This is a genomic window from Vreelandella nanhaiensis (assembly GCF_003990185.1).
Taxonomy (GTDB): domain Bacteria; phylum Pseudomonadota; class Gammaproteobacteria; order Pseudomonadales; family Halomonadaceae; genus Vreelandella; species Vreelandella nanhaiensis.
This window is the reverse complement of sequence record NZ_RZHF01000016.1, coordinates 13,284-29,330: the sequence shown is the minus strand read 5'-3', so window position 1 is coordinate 29,330 and position 16,047 is coordinate 13,284. Positions and strand designations below refer to the sequence as shown.

Sequence of the window (16,047 nt, the reverse complement as noted above, 5' to 3'; positions counted from 1 at the left end):
TATCATGCGTGATGCTCGTGAGTCTGATCAGCTAATCCTCTTTGGCCATTTTTCCCTCTCTCAGGGCGATGATGTGCTGACCCACTTTAGCTATGACAAGGTCAAAGCGCTGCTGGTGTACCTGCTACTTCATCGCCAGCCGGTTAATCGTGCGGCATTGGCCGAGCTGCTGTGGCCCGATCAGGGTCTTTCATCAGGCAGAACCAACTTGCGCCATGCATTGCACTGCTTACGTCACTCCCTGGGTGTCAGTGCCGATCAGGTACTGAATGTTTCGCGCCAGACGATCGCCTTTCAGCTTCCGCCTACCTGGCAGGTCGATTTGCACGAGTTGCAGCAACTGCTCGAAGGACCAAGGGATCTCACCACCCTTGAGGCGGTATTAGCCTGCTATCAAGGGGATCTGGTTGAGGAGCTTCAGTTGGCTAGCTGCAGCGAGTTTCAGCGCTGGCTGGTACAGGTGCGTAACGAATGGCGCCAGCGCGTGATCCGCTTTGCCGAACAGGTATTGGAAACTCACGATGATGTGTCTGATGCGATGCTGGAGGGACTGGTAAGCCGTTTCTCAGGCTACGCGCCTTTTCACGAGCGGCTGGTGCGCCAGCTTGCCGAGCAAAATCAGATAGCGGCAGCACACGAGCAGTACAACGGTTATTTGCAGTTACTGGCGCTTTCAGGGCAGCAGCCTGAGCCCAGCTTTTTACAACTGGCCAGCTACTGGTCCGATGGTTCCCACGACCCGCGGGCGATGAGCCCCCAAGGGGCTTTTTCACGTGTACTGGCCGCCGACAGCAAGCCACTGCGCGATGAAGAGATTGAGCTTCGCCAGCTGTCTGTCATGGCGATTCGACTACGCCTCAAGGGCGACTGGCAGGAGCGGGCCGCCACACGCCACTGCTTGTCGCTGCAGCTTGAACTGTTGCGGTGGTTGGAGCAGCAGTGTCATCACCTGGGCGGATTTTGGCTACCAGGTGCCACGGGCGGCCTGGGTCTTGCCTGCTTTGGTACCCACGGGCCTGCTCACCAGCTGGCAGAGCTTGTTGCCCTTTACGAGCACTGCCAGCAGGCGCTACCCCAGGAGTCGACGCGCCACTGGGAAGGTGAGGGCGAGCCTCCCATTTTTGAACTGGCGGCCGGCCTGAACAGTGGTCGGGTGGTATATCTGGCAGAGCGCCAATTGGCAGATCCGCTTGGCCAGGTCACCCAAGTAGCGCTTGAGCTGATGAGTGCGGCAGAAGGCAGCGAGCTGGTAATTTCCCAAGAGGCCAGCCAGCACATGCCGCCTGCGCTCGACCTGCAGCCGCGCCTGGTGTCCCGGTTGGTGGCAAGTGATGGGCGCGTGCGCCTGCGCGCCCTGGTGCTGGGCCATAATGAAGGTGGCCGAGATGCGTTGCCACCCAGTCTGGTGGGCCGCGAAACCTCACTGCGTACATTACGTGATGCGTTGGCCCGCGCAGGTATCGGGCTTCGTCAGAGCGTGCTGGTACGGGGCGCGTCGGGAATGGGCAAGTCGGCGCTAATGGTCGGGTTTCGTCAGCTTGAGCTAAGCCGTGATGCCGTCATTTGCTGGCAGCCGACCACGCGCTTATCCGTGCTTGAGCCTTATGGTATTGCGCGCAATTTGGTGGCCTGGTATCTCGATGCCCCGCCCACGCTTGAGAGTCTACATATCCTTCAGGCAACGCTTGAACAAAAACCGCTGGAGCAGGGGCGCCAGCATTTGCTGGAAGAAGCGCTCGGCGTTCGCGATGTTCAGGAAATCACCCAGCTTGCGCAGAACGGTGAAGCCGTTGAGCTAGTTGTTCAACTGCTGCATCGGTTAATTGATCATCAAACCAAAGAGCGCACGCTGGCGCTGATGATTGACGATTTACAGTGGATTGATGAGCCCTCCTTCAAGGTGCTGTCCGGGCTTCAGGCGCGCTTGCCCATTAATACCGCCTTCATGCTGATTGCTAGCCACCACGGCCGTGAACCGCTGCCCGTAAAGCTCCATTGGGATCAGCAAATAAATCTGGACAGGCTGGACGTCCAGCAGTCATCACGCCTGCTTTCCCAGCTGTCGCGCCGCTATCGTATCCATTTGAGTCCCAGGCTGCGCAATCAGATTATCGAGCGTTGCGATGGTGTGCCTCTATATATGCAGGAGATCTGCCGGCGTCTGGATATGGACCGCCGTGAAGGGCGTAGCGTCCAGTTCAATGAGCTGCCCAAAGGGTTGCTCGGCTTGTTGGCCAGCCGTATCGATCAGTTGGAAGCTGACCGAGTAATTGCCCATGTGGCGGCCGTGCTGGGCAAGCGCTTTCGACTGGATTTTCTGCTCGAATGCAGCGGTTGGGAACCTGTCAGGCTTGCGCAGGCTATCGAGCATATGCGTCAGCTTGAGATTATTGAGCCCGTCAGTAAAGAGGCTGGCGAGCAGGAATATCAGTTTATCCATCAGCTTCTTCAGGAAGCGGCCTACCTCTCCTGTCCACGGGATGTCCGCGTCAAGTTGCACCAGCAGGTGGTAACACTGATCGAAGAGCGTTTCCCGGTGTGGATCAGCCGCCACCCTGGCGACTTTGCCATGCACCTGCGCAGAAGTGGCCATTATGCCCGAGGGGCGCGTTATTTCGAGCTGTCTGCACGTGAGGCGCTTAAGGTGAGCGCCAATCGTACCGCGCTACGCATGGCGGATGCCGGGCTTGCCAGCTTGCGCCATGTTGAACATGAAATAGAGCGCGAAGTCAGCCTGCTGACGGTACGCGGGCAGGCCGCCTTTGCCCTTGAAGGGCATGGTTCGCCCACCGCCCATGAAAGTTTTGTTCGTGCTCGGGAGCTGTTACGTGAGTCGGGTAGCGATAACCTGGACGACCCGGAAGAGCTGGAACAGGTGTTTCTGGTCAAGTGGGGGCTATGGGTAGGGCGTAGCCAGCGCTATGCCCATGCCGATGCCTTTGCGCTGGCCTCGACCCTTGCCGATATTGCCGAGCGCCTGGAAGACCCTCGCTATCGGCGACTGGCTGACTATGCCCGCGCCCAGTGCGAATACTGGGCAGGACGTATCCAGCAGGCCCACGATCACCTGGATGAAATTGATCCGCTAAACGCGCAGATGATGATTGAGTGGCTGCCATTTTCGGATCATCCCCAGGTCACAGCCGCCTGCTTTCAAGGGTGGGCGCTCTGTTTGCGTGGCGACTACCAGCGCGCAGAGCGCCAGGTATCGGCAGCGCTACGCCTTGCTGAAAAAATTGGCCATCCCGGTACCTTGGCAATGGCGTTTATGTTTGCAGCGGCGCTTTATCGCCAGTTGGGTCATATTCATCTGGCGGCTCGGCAGGCTGAGCGGGCAATCGCCATCAGTGGCACCCCTGATCTGCAACTATGGCAGGTATCTGCCCAAGGGGTAATAGGCTGGCAGCGCGCCTTGGCAGGAGACCCCAATGGGCTTGTCCAGATACGCGAAAGCCTGGAACAAATGGCTGAATTAAAAGGATGTGATCGCTATCAGCGGCCTTCACTGTGGTATGTCGATGCCTGCATGGCGCTTGGGGAACTTGAGGCAGCGGAAGATTATCTTGATCAGTACCTGATTATTGCCCAAGAAAGGACCACGCTCTTCTTGCCTGAGCTTGCCACGCTACTGGCCAAGGTCCGCCACCAGCTTGGTCATCCGGCCAGTGAGGTTAGGGCGCTTGCGAAGATGGCGATTGACCAGACGCGCGAGCAGGGTAATCGTCATCATGAACTGGCGGCGTTGGAGCTTTGGCTTACCCATATTGAGCCGGGCGACCTTCAGGCAAAGGATGCGTTTCGGCATTTGTTGGGTGACGTCAGCCATAGCGATGCGCCGGTATTGGTGCGTTGGGTGAGTCTGCTGGACCGTCGCCTGGCCCAGCCGGTTGGAGTGGATGGCTAGTGTTATAGCAACTCTAGCCTGTTTCCGCTTCAAGATAGCTTAGCGTGGCGAGCGCCTGATCGCGGTGCTCGCCACAAACGCTGATATCAAAGTGAAAATTACCGCAAACCGCAGGCCGTCTTGAATCACCAAAAAGCCTGCACAGATTGTGCTCATCCAGCTGAATACAGCGAACCCCGGCAGGCTTGCCGTTCGGCATGCCGGGTATCGCGGAACTGATGGATGGCGCTATACAGCAGGCCCCGCAACCCGCCCGGCAGCCTTCCGCTTGCTTGATGATGATCGTGGGCTCATTCATGGTGCAAATTCTGCAAATGCTCCCTTGTTGATACCTTCAAATGCCTGTACGCGGGTTACCTGGCCGCTTTCATTGGCGATGCCGCGAGCCAGCCATAGAGCGATATTTTCAACTGTGGTGGGGCCTGGTAATACGGCGCAACGGCTGGTCGGTAAGGTGATCGTGAAGTTGCCTTGAGCAGCTTGGTAGCGACAGGTAAGCACTTCGTTACCCTGAGCGGCAATATCTGCCTGCTCAAGTAGGTAGCGATTATCCAGCCAGCTTGCCCAGTGTTTTTCCAGCGCCGGTTGACGTTCGCCAGACTGCCATATCGCTAAACGCGAGCGGTGCCCATGGGCAATACGCTGACAGTTGCCCAGGTGGCGTTTCAAGCCGTGAGTATAACCATAGGCCGCGCCCTCGATGACTTCATCGCTCAAGGTGAGCGTCACGCGGTCGACATTGGCAGGCCGCTGGTCAGTCAACTCGGCGCTTAAGTACTCAGCTACTTGTTCAAGCGTGATGGTCCTCCAAGGGAGCAGGCTGAATGCTTCGGCTGGACCACGCACTTCCATGGGATAAGGCGACGTTGTACGAACGCACACACCCTCGGCGCATTCAGTAACACTGATGTTTGGCGCTTGAGTGGGTACCAAAAGCGTATGATCAAGGCCACTATCCAGGGTGCGTTTGATCCATGGCTTGACTTCGCCAAAATCGAATAACATGCCGTCTTCACCCAGTTCGCCTTCTAAATGCGCGTCGACCTGCCAGCTACAGCCAACCAGGCCGCGTTCTACACACCATAAAGAAACGTCGATATGGGTTAACTGATTCACAAATAAAGCCATTAGTTAAACCCTGCAATTTTATGCATTTGAAGTGAAAGGCGCCATTGCGGATTGGCCATGCAGTAGTCAGTTGCCTGGACAATGGTATCGGTTTGCAGCGCCAGCGGGCTCACATCCATGGGCTGTAAAAAGAAGTGGTCAAACGCAAGGTCAGCAAACTGCTCAGGAGGCGCATCTACCTGCGGGTATACAAGCTTTAACTCATTACCGCGGGTTATCGCCAGAGGGTTGCGACCCTTGGGGCTGACGCATAGCCAATCAATGCCCGGAGGGGGGAGCAGGGTGCCGTTGGTCTCAACTGCCACTTCATACCCAAGATCATGCAACGTGGCAATCAAATGGCTATCCAGCTGCAGCAGCGGCTCTCCGCCAGTAAAGACAACATAAGGTACGGCTTTTTCAGCGCCTTGCGGCCAAAGCGCATGAATGTGAGCGGCGAGTTCAGCGGCACTAGTGAAGCGGCCGCCGTTAATCCCGTCGGTGCCGATAAAATCCGTATCACAGAAGGTACATTTTGCCTGGGCACGATCTGCTTCACGCCCCGACCACAGGTTGCAGCCGCTGAAGCGGCAAAAAACACTGGCGCGTCCGGCTTGGGCACCTTCGCCCTGTAGTGTGTAAAACGCTTCTTTAACATGATACATCAGTAATCTGCCTGGCCGGTGTGAGAAGCATAGGCGAGCGGGTCGCTGGTATTGTTGGCGGCAAAGGCATCCAGGCGCTCGCGGCAACTGCTGCACGTGCCACAGGCAAGCTCGCGCCCTTCATAGCAGGTCCAGGTGTGTCTGTAATCAAGCCCCATTGACAGGCCATCGCGCAGAATTTCCGCCTTGGTGGCTTTCAGATAGGGCGCGTGCAGCGTTACGGGCTCGAAATTGGCGATGCCTGCGACCTGGTTCATGGCCTCGACAAACTCAGGCCGGCAGTCAGGATAAAGCACATGGTCACCGCCGTGGGCGCCATAATCTACCCGGCCTGCACCGATATTGACGGCCTTGGCGATTGCCAGCGATAGCAGAATCATATTGCGATTGGGCACAACGGTTGAACGCAAATTGTCATCTGCGTAGTCGTCGCTAGGCATGACTTTTTCAGGGTCGGTGAGCGCTGAGTTATCAATCAAGCCGTGAATGGCACGGATATCGACGACCTGATGAGGTATCGCTAGTTGCTTGCAAACCTGCGTGGCGACATCTAGTTCGCGAGCATGGCGCTGACCGTAATTGAAGGACAGGGCATGTACATTTAAGCCTTCACGAATGGCACGGTGAAGCACTGTGTAAGAATCCATACCGCCTGAGTAGATGACAACCGTCGTCGGTGATACGGGAAGGGTAGAAGAAGTGTTAGACATGCTCGATACTCTTTAATCGGAGAATTTTTTGTGCGCGAGTGCTGCACAAAATGCCGGGGTCCGGTCCGGGAGGGCGGAAGTTTACGCAATGAGAACGCATCTGACCAGCCGTAGTCCTATGGATTGCTGTTTCTCGTTTGATATTTAGCCGGTGCTACATGCTAAGCTCATAGTTTTGAGCGCTTAGAGGGAATCATGGCCATCATAGAACACACTGAAATCGTCAATGCACCGCCTGAACGCGTGTTTGAACTGTTGCGCCGAGTAGAAGATTTTGCCGATTACTCGGATCTAATACGCTCTATTGATTCATTGGGTAACGATCGTTATCGCTGGAACGTGCGCGCCGTGGGAATGGACTGGACGTTTGAGGTAGCGGTCACCGAAATCCAGCCACCTCATGTGCTCGCCTGGGAATCACTGGATGGCGTCAAAAACCAAGGGCGCTATGTATTGCGTGAAGTGCCAGAGGGCACCGAAGTCTCGCTGACCCTCAGCTATGAAATTCGTAATCGGTTAATGGAAAAAGCCGTCAATAAAGCCGCAAAGCCGCTAGTTGGTAAAGTCAGCCGACAGATTCTTGAGCGTGTTAAGGCGCGACTGAATGAGTAATCGTTCACTTCGCTTTTGGAAGTGGTTGGGAAGTATTGCCTGTATCGCCTTGCTGGTTTTTTTATGGCAATGGCATTCCCCGGATTTAATGGCTATCAAGCAACGGGTGTCTCAGTTCACCTATCATCCGGCGGTTATTGCTGGGGTTGTGCTGGTGATGGCGCTTACTGTAACGATCGGTTTACCCGGTAGTATTGGTTTATGGCTAATAGCCCCCTTTTATCCGCCGCTAATGGCCACTCTCCTGTTAACGCTTGGCAGTGTGGCCGGTGCGTTCGGGGGATATCAGCTGGCAGCGCGTACCGGCGCAAGATGGAAGCCGAAAGGCTTAACCCTTCGCGTGATGCAAACGCTTCAAGCGAGAAGTGACCTGCTAACTCAGTGTGCATTTCGTGTCTTGCCAGGTTTCCCCCACGCAGTGATCAATTTTGCAGCGGGGTTGAGCCGCATATCTCTAGCGATATTTTTATTGGCGGCGGCGCTGGGGCTATCAATCAAATGGGGTGTCTATAGCAGTGCGATATACGGGGCGCTTGAAGCCATTGAAGAGGAGGATGCGCTGCAGGTTGAAGTGCTATTGCCGCTCGTAGCGCTAACCCTACTTCTGCTGCTGGGGGCCTGGTTCAAGCGCCGCTCTGAGGCGACGCCCAAAAAAAGCTAAAACCGGGGCTTAATTATCTTGATGCATAGCTACATCCAGATGGTCAACCAGCTCCGCCCAGTCAGCGTCTTCTTCAATCGCTTCGCGTAAGAATTCAGCTTGACCTTCATTCCAGCAGGGGGCCTCTGCAAGGGCCATATCTTCCGGCAGCGGACGGTGACGCTTGATGAACTGTTCAATCGAATCTGAATCGGATGGCAGGCCCAGCTGCTCAAAAAGATCACTGAAAAAATGTACTGGTTTTTCCATAAAAATACGCTCCATCAATTGGTTATCGTTGTTAACCATAGCGTAGATTATAGATTTCGCCAAAGTGTCTAGCGTTCGCCCACCAGGGCTGTTAGAAAACGCTGCCGCTGTATGTCCAGCCCAGCTGGCTGGGCCAGAAGATGCACCAGCTTGGTGTAAGCGGCTTCTGGTGTCATGGCATCGCCTGAAAGAACTCCGGTGTCAGCTAACCCTTGTCCGGCCGCATAGGCGCCCATGTGAATACTGCCTTCGGGGCAGAGGCTTATGGCTGCCAACAGCTTTCCTTCACCGCTTGCTTCGGCAAGTACATGCAGCAGGGCAGGATCGTCCGGCAGGTTGCCTGCCCCCCAAAGCTGTAATACAGCGCCTTTAACGCGAGAATCGCCTAGCCATGCGGCCAGTTGCCATGCGGCCATACCCGGCCAAAGTGCGATGCGAACCACTTGGCCTTGATATATGCCCTGGTAATCGGGCAATTCAAAGCGCGGTGCTCCGCGCTGCTGAATACCCAAACCCTGGCTTGGGTAATAGACGAAGTCATTACCTACGCGTTCGCCCAATAACGGGTAGCCGGGCGTGGCAAACGCCGCTAATGCTTCACTGTGCTGCTTTATCGAGCGCACGCCGCGCATCAATCGATTGGCAAAATAAATGGTGACTTCTTGAAGCCCGGTCTGAGCGGCAAACCGTAACGCGCCATGAAGATTGTCCAGACCATCACTGCCAGGCGCTTCCAGTGGCAGCATGGCGCCGGTTAATACAACCGGCCGGTCCAGGCCCTGTAGCTGATAGGCAAGGCTTGATGCCGTCCAGCTTAGCGTATCGGTGCCATGGATGACCACAAAGCCCCGATAGTCGGTTAAGCGGGTGGCAATATCGCGGGCCAGTTGTTGCCAGTTAAGCGGAGTGGCCGCGCTGGAGTCAATCAGGGAGGTATAGCTGATAACATCATAGGCGGGCAGCGACTGCTGCTGGTCAACGGGTAGTTGACCCAAGGCAGCCGCCATGCGTTGTGCAAAATTCCCGCCTGGCGCCAGCCCGCTGGTTGCTTGCTGCATACCAATCGTGCCGCCGGTATAAATAACCAGCAGGCGTTCATGCCTAGAGGTAGGGTTGGCTAAAGGTGAGAATGTACTCATCGCATATTTTCCTAACGCACCTGGAGATAGGCCCAGGCTAATGATGATGAATCTTTAGTATGCCGCCCTGGTCGTCCAATTGACGCTTGCGTCCAACCAGAAGGGCAAAGCCACAGCAGATACTTACCAAGAAAATCAGTAGCCAGGCGATATGGTCGGCATGAATGCCCGCTTGAAGCAATAGCCCAACGCCAAAAGGACCAAGAGCTGCAATCACGTAGCCGCCTCCCTGAACCAGGCCGGATAGTTGGCCGGCGAGACGCGAGTTCGAGGTTCGCAATACTAAAAGACTAAGTGCCAAGCTAAAGCTTCCACCCTGACCCAGGCCTAGAAAAACGGCGCCGGGCCATTTCCAGGTTAAAGGCGCAATCAGCAGCATCCAGAGCCCCAGCGCCGTGCTGGACAGTACCAGCAGTAAAGCGGGGCGCTGATCATGACCCAGGCGAGCAAGCCAGGGCGCGCCCAAAGCTGAGGCCAGCTGGCACATGATGGAAATTGCCATGGTCCATCCCGCACTGGCTTCATTGTAACCACGATCAATCAGCAGGGTAGGCAGCCAGCCAAACACGATGTACGCCATGGAGGACTGGATGCCCATAAATAGCATGACTTGCCACGTTAGCGGTTTGCTCAATAGCCGTAGAAAATCAGACGGGGCGTGAACGGTTCCTTGGGTATGGGTGTTGGGCATTTGAAAATGCCAAACCGCAAGCGCAAGCAGGGCGAGCAGCGACCAGCTCATCAAACTTGCCTGCCAGCTTCCTAACCACAGAGTAAGGGGTACGCTAAGCCCAGCGCCCAGTGCGCCGCCCAGGCAGAGCGCCATGGTGTAAAGGCCGGTCAGCAAGTCGGCACTTTCAGGCAGTTCACGCTTGACCAAGGCGGGTAGCAGGGTACCGCTAATGCCGATAGCGCTGCCTGCCATGGCGGAGCCAAGAAACAGCACGCCAGGGAGTGGTAGGCCGCGGAGTATCAAACCCGCTGCCAGCAGTAACAGGGCGGCACTTAGCGCACGCTCACTGCCCAGGCGCTGCGCCAACAGAGGAGCAAGAGGGGCGCTTAAGCCTAAAAAAAGAACCGGAAGCGTAGTAAGAATGCCCGCTGCTGCGGCCGAAAGACCGGCAGCTTCCTGCAAACGGGCGAGCAGAGGGGCGACCGATGAAAGGGCAGGGCGCAAATTCAGCCCCACCACCACCATCAGTAAAATAAAGGTAAGCGAGCGACGGGATATCATGATGCTTTACTTGAGGTAAGGACGTAAATCACCGCGCACTGCATCAAGTAACGTGATGAAGTGATAGTCTTTAGGCGATTCCAGGCTGTCAACCCGGACGCTGGTGCGCATTCCCTTGTTGATATCCAGCTTGTCGAATATTTCCAGCGTCACTTTCTGGGCGGGTTTGTCGCCCGGGGCCAGAATGCCGTCTTCCAAGGTGAAGGTTTCAATCAGCGTAGCACGAACGCGCGTACTGTTATCTTCGCTAAGTACGCGCCTAATAAACAGCCAGCCTTCGCATGGCAGTACCTGTTCGTTATCACGTTCACGCAAGAACAGGGTGCGGTAACAGGCGCCTTCGTTAGAGGCCTTTTCGGCCATGCTACGGTAGGCCTGCACCACCTGTTTCGAAGAAGCCCGGGCATCTTCTAAGCGTTGCGAAATGCCTTGGTGCTCACGGCTAAGCTGTTCTTGGCGCTGAAAGATAAGCCACTGACGGTATTCAGCAATATACTGAGACGAGGACATGATCGCTCCCTGATAATGTTTTATTCAATACATGAGAATATGCGAGGGGGGTAACCATCGCATATTCCTTGCCAGCGGGCTAGCGGCGTGCGCGGCGGCGACGTTCACCGCTGGGTTTTGCAGCTTCACTACTGGGTTTACGGCGAGCCTGCGGCTGACGACGGCCGTTCTCAATGGGCTCTGGTTTGGCATTGGGGTCGGGCTCAAAGCCTGGTTCAATATGCTTGGGAAGATTCTGCTTGATCAGGCGCTCAATATTGCCCAGCAGGCCGTGCTCGTCCACACACACCAAGGAAACCGCTTCGCCGTTGCTGCCCGCACGACCGGTACGCCCGATGCGGTGTACGTAATCTTCGGCCACGTTAGGCAGGTCAAAGTTGACGACATGGGGAAGCTCACTGATATCGAGCCCACGTGCAGCGATATCGGTCGCTACCAGCACTTGCAGGTCGCCACTTTTGAACGCGCCTAAAGCACGGGTACGTGCACCCTGGCTTTTATTGCCATGAATGGCCATGGCCGGAATGTCCTGCTTGGACAACTGCTCGGCAAGCCGGTTGGCGCCATGCTTGGTACGGGTAAATACCAATACCTGAAACCAGCCATGACGCTGGATCAGGTGAGCCAGAAGTTCGCGCTTTTTATCTCGATCGACGCGGTAAACAGCTTGTTCGATCTTCTCTGCTGTCGTGTTGCGGGGTGCTACTTCAATCAGGGCCGGGTTGTTGAGTAACTGCTGAGCCAGCGCCTGAATTTCATTCGAGAAAGTGGCTGAGAACAGCAGATTTTGACGCTGTTTGGGTACCAGACGCAACACGCGTTTAATATCGTGAATAAAGCCCATGTCCAGCATGCGATCGGCTTCATCAAGGACCAGAATTTCAACGCCTGAAAGGTCGACATGACCCTGCTGCTGTAAATCCAGCAGACGACCTGGCGTGGCAATAAGAACGTCCAGGCCGGCTTTAAGCGCATCAACCTGAGGCTGTTGGCCAACGCCGCCAAAAATGATGTGTGAACGTAGTGCCAGGTGCTGACCATAGGCAGCCACACTTTCACCTACCTGAGCGGCAAGCTCACGTGTAGGTGTCAGGACCAGAGCGCGAACCTGGCGTTTTCCTGGGCGCTTGCCGCCGGAAAGGCGCTGCAGCATGGGAAGCGTAAAGCCTGCTGTTTTACCTGTGCCTGTCTGGGCGCTTGCAAGCAGGTCACGGCCTTCCAGAACAACAGGAATGGCCTTTAATTGAATAGGGGTCGGCTGGGTATAGCCTTGCGCAGTAATGGCACGTAATAAATCGTCGTGCAAACCAAGTTCAGAAAAGCTCATGCGTTCTCCGCAATTGCCTAATAGGGCAACCGCTTTATTAAAGCATTGCATTAGGCGTAATTTTTACAAAAGGCGAGGATGATTATCGTCGCGCCGCGAAGTTTGCCAGATAATTCGCTAGGCCGCGATGATCGTTGATTAGCCACGTATGACCATGCATTTATGTGGTCAGTATGGAAGAGACGGGCATTGGGCAATGGGGACAACGTAATATCGGCATTCAAGATATGCCCGCAGTGTAACATGAAGATGTTACCAAGCGGGCATTCTCGTCAGGATTGATTGCGTGAGTACTCAAGCTCAATCAACGTTCAGTAAAATAACGGCCTTGGTTTATCTGGTCAGCAATTTGTTTGGCAACCTTGTCCCAGCTGGCGCTTAGCGCACGTACCAGGGCGGGATAGCCATCATCATCCAGCGCTGTTTGGGCAGAAAAGCTTTCCATTACCAGAAGTTCATCATCAGCACTGCGTAGCTGCCATTGCCCGCTTGCAACCGCCATGCCGTCATGTCGCCCCTGAAACTGGTCAACATCAAGGCGCAGAGTGAGCGCTTGCGGCACGCTGCCGTCGTCTCGTACAACGCGAATGGAGGGCAGCGCTTGAGATAGCTGCGTACGCAATTTACGGGCTAGCTGACGGCCAACGTTTTCCGCCCATTGATGTTCACGTGCCTCGTTAAGCGTGATGTCGTCCAACTGCATAACGATGCCGTCAACATCCAGATAGTGAGCAAGGCGTGGTGCACGCACTTGCAGCGTACCTTGAGGGCTACTGGGCGTATTGATCAGCTGGCTTTCCGGCAGCTTGTAACGTGCGGGTGGCGTCACGCTGCTTGCACAGGCTGTCAGTGCAAGGCATAAGGTGATTAGCGATAAACACTTCAAACGAAATAGGCGCATAGCGTTATCCTTCTTAGCGCGGTGCACGTGGTATGGGATCTTGAGTATCCAGGTTATCGAACAGCAGCGCCCGTGGATTTTCATTCAGGGTACGGGTTAACGGCTGCAGGTCTCGCATCAACCGGTCCAGACGTTCAATGGCTGAGGTTAAATCCTGGTATGCCGGTGAGGAAGGCGAAACACCCTGCAAGGTACCGCGCAGCTCTTCAAGCGTGGCGTTGAGATTACCGCCGACGGCCTGGGTTTCAGGGTTACTGAGTAACTGGTTAAGTGAAGTGCTTACCTCTCGTACTTCATTCAACATGCTTTCCGAAGCTTGCAGGTTGCGGTCCAGGCCAGCCAACAAGGGCTCTACTTCAAGGGCATTCAATTTATCCAGCAGATCGGTTACCTGCGCTTGGATCTGGGCAAATCCCCCTGCTACGGTCGGGAATACCGTGCGATCAGAGAACGTTTCGGCTATATACGGTGTGTCTGAATCACGCTGGAAATTAAGATCCACGAATAATGCCCCGGTCAGCAGGTTGGCGTTTTTAAGCGAAGCGCGAAGCCCAAGGGCAAACATACGATTGAAACGTGCCTCCCACTCATCCAAGTCAATATCGCGATTTTCAATTCCCATGCGCTGGGGCTCGATGCGAATCAGCACCGGGATGGCAAAACGGGCGCGGGAATCAGGTTGGGCGGCAGTAAAATTCCAAGGAACAGCGGCAACGGTGCCCATGCGCACACCACGAAATTCAACCGGCGCGCCGCGTGACAGACCACGCACTGTGTCATCTACCAGTAGTACGTACTCCAGATACCGGTTAAATGTACCTTCACGAGCGTCGTCTTCGTCGGTATAAAGATTGAACTGAGCACCTGGTTCAACCGGGCGACCCATAGGTAAATCTTCCGGCACGCCAAAGGTGACGCCGCCGCCCAGCAAGGCTTCAAACGACTCCACGTTCACTCGAAAGCCATTGGCATCCAGGCGGAAATCGACAGCACTGGACGTCCAAAAGCGGGTGCTGTCTGTTACCAGTTGGGCGTAAGGCTCTTCAATAAATACCTGGTGATGCATCGTACGCGATTCAGGGTCAAAACTGGTCTCTTCCACGCGACCCACGGTATAGCCTTGGTAGGAGACCGGATCGCCAACGCGCAGGGAGTTGCCCAGCTGACTGATTAGATTTATGTTGAGCCCGGCCATGCCCGACGTGGCGACCGGCGGAACATCGCTGACTGGAAACTCGCGTCGTTGCTCTTCTGAGTTTCCGGGTTCCAGCTGTATATAAGCGCCTGATAACACGGTGCCCAGGCCACTAATGCCTTCGCGGCCGATGCGCGGCTTGACCACCCAGAAGCGGCTATCTTCACGTAGCATGGAGTCCGCCTGAGGTTGAATGCGCGCTGTAATGACGGCATGGCTCAAGTCATCGGAAAGCTGTACGCTTTGCACACGTCCGATCTCAACGTTACGGCTGCGAATTAATGTATTGCCCGCTTCGATGCCTTCGGCGTTGTTCATGGTTAAGGTAATCAAGGTGCCCCGACTGGTGTAATTATCGTATACCAGCCATAAGCCAATGATGATGGCCACTATAGGCACAATCCAGATGGGCGAAAGGCGCGTTTGACGTGAAGGCTTGGCCTTGTTGAGATCAGGCTCTTCATTGAAGATTGGGGATTCGTTACCCATTAATGGCTCCCTGGATGGCTATGATCTGATGGGGAGGCAGCTGCTTTAGATGCGTCCCATATCAAGCGGGGGTCAAATGTCATGGCGGCCAGCATGGTTAAAACCACCACTGAACCAAACGCCAGTGCTGCTGGCCCTGGAGTGATGGACATCAGTGAACCGGCGCGAATCAAGGCGACCAGAATGGCGACCACAAAAACATCCACCATTGACCAACGGCCGATAAATTCGGTAATTCGATAAAGCTTGGTGCGACTGATGTTGTTGGACCTATCGCTGCGCTGTACGGCAATACATAGCCAGGAAAGCGCCAATAGCTTACCTACGGGAACGATAACGCTGGCAACGAAGATAACGGCGGCCACCGGCCAAGAGCCCATTTGTATTAGCTCGGCCACTCCGCCAATAATCGTGGACGAACCGCTATGGCCAAGGCTTGTCGTGGTCATGATGGGATAAACATTTGCCGGTATGTACATTATCGTGGCCGCGCCTAATAGTGCCCAGGTGCGCTGAAGGCTATTTGGTAGCCGGGGGTGGAGCTTTTCATGACAGCGGGTGCAGCGAGACTTCTGGCCAGGGGGCAGTGCGTTGATTAGCCCACAGGTAGGGCAGCCCGTTAAGCGCTGGCTGGCAGCCGTGGCGCCTGTTTGTGTGTTCTCTGGCGCCCGGGGCTCGCCTTCTAACGAAAACCACATCCAGTCGGCGTCAATGGATTGAGTAGTCATTAACAATAGAACGGCAAATACACAAAACCCCCAAAACGAAACGCCCAGCTCAATTTCCGCCATGCCCGCTATTTTGATCAAACTGACCAACGCACCGATGATAAATACATCCGCCATCATCCAAGGCGTTAAATGAGCCAGCGAGCGAGCGATATCGCGACTAAAATACAGCGGCTTACCGCGTAAAAGGCCCAGTTGCAGCCAGATCACGCTAAGTAGATAAACGGCGGGCAGCACGGCAATCGTCATGATAACGATGATGCCGACAATAGGTTGGTGAAAAGCAATGAGAGTGGTGGCCGTTTGGGAAAGCTCGATACGGTTGCCCACGCCGCTTACACTGAAGCTGACAAACGGGAATGACACAGCTACTAGCAAGGCGATGAGTGCCGCAATTGCAAGTGCCATGCTGCGTTGGGCAGGGTAACGATGACGTTTTGCCAGAACATGTCCGCAGCGTGGGCAGCTGGCTTTCTCTCCAGAGCCAAGTGGCGGCAGGGCTGAAATCCAGTCACACTCGTGGCAGGCGCGTAAACGCCTGCGCTGAACACGGGCTTCAGGAGGTAAGCTATCCACCAGCGGCGTATTGACCAGTAGTGCAGGACGTTTCATTAAA

At 55.3% G+C, this 16,047-nt stretch carries 15 protein-coding genes; 3 read left to right on the top strand and 12 right to left on the bottom strand.

What is annotated here, in order from left to right; translation table 11 throughout:
• The first annotated feature begins 4 nt into the window (after window positions 1–4).
• Window positions 5–3,904, top strand: a complete 3,900-nt coding sequence (locus tag ELY38_RS12385; RefSeq protein WP_127062597.1) for an ATP-binding protein — start codon at window positions 5–7, stop codon at window positions 3,902–3,904.
• Window positions 3,905–3,917: 13 nt separating this feature from the next.
• On the opposite strand, the gene ELY38_RS12380 is transcribed toward ELY38_RS12385, so the two are convergent.
• Genes ELY38_RS12380 through queC form a run of 4 tightly spaced genes read right to left on the bottom strand, consistent with a single transcriptional unit; the run spans window position 3,918 to window position 6,386 of the window.
• Complete coding sequence (locus ELY38_RS12380) at window positions 3,918–4,202, bottom strand: YkgJ family cysteine cluster protein (protein ID WP_127062596.1); 285 nt, start codon at window positions 4,200–4,202, stop codon at window positions 3,918–3,920.
• A complete protein-coding gene (locus ELY38_RS12375) occupies window positions 4,199–5,032 on the bottom strand; it encodes a 6-pyruvoyl trahydropterin synthase family protein (RefSeq protein ID WP_127062595.1) in 834 nt (277 codons plus the stop codon). The genes ELY38_RS12380 and ELY38_RS12375 overlap by 4 nt, the downstream gene beginning before the upstream one ends.
• Entirely contained in the window at window positions 5,032–5,676 is a 645-nt protein-coding gene (queE, locus tag ELY38_RS12370; protein WP_127062594.1) for a 7-carboxy-7-deazaguanine synthase, read from the bottom strand. Before queE ends, ELY38_RS12375 begins: the two co-directional genes overlap by 1 nt.
• Window positions 5,676–6,386 carry a 7-cyano-7-deazaguanine synthase QueC gene (queC, locus tag ELY38_RS12365; protein ID WP_127062593.1) on the bottom strand — a complete coding sequence of 237 codons (711 nt, stop codon included), beginning with the start codon at window positions 6,384–6,386 and terminating at the stop codon, window positions 5,676–5,678. Before queC ends, queE begins: the two co-directional genes overlap by 1 nt.
• A gap of 195 nt (window positions 6,387–6,581) precedes the next feature.
• On the opposite strand from queC, the gene ELY38_RS12360 reads away from it, so the two are divergent.
• Together ELY38_RS12360 and ELY38_RS12355 are read left to right on the top strand one after the other, a co-directional pair.
• On the top strand, window positions 6,582–6,998 hold the full coding sequence (locus ELY38_RS12360) for an SRPBCC family protein (RefSeq protein WP_127062592.1): 417 nt from the start codon (window positions 6,582–6,584) through the stop codon (window positions 6,996–6,998).
• Window positions 6,991–7,659, top strand: a complete 669-nt coding sequence (locus ELY38_RS12355; protein WP_127062591.1) for a VTT domain-containing protein — start codon at window positions 6,991–6,993, stop codon at window positions 7,657–7,659. Before ELY38_RS12360 ends, ELY38_RS12355 begins: the two co-directional genes overlap by 8 nt.
• A gap of 9 nt (window positions 7,660–7,668) precedes the next feature.
• Here ELY38_RS12355 and ELY38_RS12350 read toward each other — a convergent pair whose 3' ends face one another.
• From ELY38_RS12350 to ELY38_RS12315, 8 genes are all read right to left on the bottom strand, one after another.
• Window positions 7,669–7,908 (bottom strand): DUF2789 domain-containing protein, encoded by a 240-nt coding sequence (locus ELY38_RS12350; protein ID WP_127062856.1) that lies wholly within the window; start codon window positions 7,906–7,908, stop codon window positions 7,669–7,671.
• A gap of 68 nt (window positions 7,909–7,976) precedes the next feature.
• The gene (locus ELY38_RS12345; protein ID WP_127062590.1) at window positions 7,977–9,047 is read right to left on the bottom strand and encodes an asparaginase; all 1,071 of its coding nucleotides are present in this window, start codon (window positions 9,045–9,047) and stop codon (window positions 7,977–7,979) included.
• Between the two features lie 37 nt (window positions 9,048–9,084).
• Entirely contained in the window at window positions 9,085–10,281 is a 1,197-nt protein-coding gene (locus tag ELY38_RS12340; protein WP_127062589.1) for an MFS transporter, read from the bottom strand.
• A 6-nt stretch (window positions 10,282–10,287) separates the two neighbouring features.
• On the bottom strand, window positions 10,288–10,791 hold the full coding sequence (locus ELY38_RS12335; RefSeq protein WP_127062588.1) for a hypothetical protein: 504 nt from the start codon (window positions 10,789–10,791) through the stop codon (window positions 10,288–10,290).
• 79 nt (window positions 10,792–10,870) lie between these two features.
• Complete coding sequence (locus ELY38_RS12330; RefSeq protein ID WP_127062587.1) at window positions 10,871–12,118, bottom strand: DEAD/DEAH box helicase; 1,248 nt, start codon at window positions 12,116–12,118, stop codon at window positions 10,871–10,873.
• 304 nt (window positions 12,119–12,422) lie between these two features.
• Window positions 12,423–13,019 carry a PqiC family protein gene (locus tag ELY38_RS12325; protein ID WP_127062586.1) on the bottom strand — a complete coding sequence of 199 codons (597 nt, stop codon included), beginning with the start codon at window positions 13,017–13,019 and terminating at the stop codon, window positions 12,423–12,425.
• A 13-nt stretch (window positions 13,020–13,032) separates the two neighbouring features.
• On the bottom strand, window positions 13,033–14,703 hold the full coding sequence (gene pqiB, locus ELY38_RS12320) for an intermembrane transport protein PqiB (protein WP_127062585.1): 1,671 nt from the start codon (window positions 14,701–14,703) through the stop codon (window positions 13,033–13,035).
• Window positions 14,703–16,043, bottom strand: a complete 1,341-nt coding sequence (locus tag ELY38_RS12315) for a paraquat-inducible protein A (protein WP_127062855.1) — start codon at window positions 16,041–16,043, stop codon at window positions 14,703–14,705. Before ELY38_RS12315 ends, pqiB begins: the two co-directional genes overlap by 1 nt.
• Between the last annotated feature and the right edge of the window lie 4 nt (window positions 16,044–16,047).